Origin of the sequence: Mycobacterium sp. E342 (assembly GCF_001667665.1) — a bacterium.
Lineage (GTDB): Bacteria > Actinomycetota > Actinomycetes > Mycobacteriales > Mycobacteriaceae > Mycobacterium.
The window spans coordinates 1-617 of the sequence record NZ_LZJM01000257.1 but is presented as its reverse complement, the minus strand read 5'-3'; the positions used below and the strand labels follow the sequence as shown (position 1 = coordinate 617).

1 protein-coding gene is annotated in these 617 nt (G+C 63.9%); it reads left to right on the top strand.

What is annotated here, in order from left to right:
* Nucleotides 1-165: 165 nt before the first annotated feature.
* A partial coding sequence (locus A5692_RS20635; protein ID WP_197514521.1) for an acyl-CoA dehydrogenase family protein occupies nt 166-617 on the top strand: 452 nt, incomplete at its 3' end.

Genomic DNA, 617 nt, shown 5'->3' with positions numbered 1-617 from the left:
GTGCTTGCCCCGATGCGTTCAGCCGTCAGCGGCTGACCACGGCCAGGGAGGCGGTCGCCGATCCACTCGTCGAGCCGGCCAATGTCGACAAGGTGTGCGGTGGTGGTCATCGCTCCGAAGATAGCAATCTTGACAGTGAGTGTCAATGATGGCAGGGTATGACGCATGATCAACTTCGAGTTGCCTCATGAGGTTCGTGAACTGCGTGCCCGGGTCGCCACTTTCATCGACGAGGTAGTGCTGCCGGCGGAGCCACAGATCGGCACGCGTCCCTTCTTCGACATCGTCAAGGAGGTCCAGGACAGGGCCCACGCGGAAGGGTTGTGGTGCCCCTTCGTACCGGTGCAGTACGGCGGAATGGGGTTGGGGCACTTGGCCAATGCCGTCGTGCAAGTCGAAGTGGGCCGCGCGTTCAGCCATCTGGGTGCGTGGGCGTTGAACTGCATGGGCCCACAGGACGCGACCATGCTGACCCTCATCGAGCACGGGACCGAGGAGCAGAAGCAGCGCTACCTGGTCCCGCTGGTCAACGGCGATATCCGGGTCTGCTTTGCCATGACCGAAAGAGCCGCCGGCGCCGATGCCACCGGCATGCAGACCAGCGCGGTGCGCGAGGG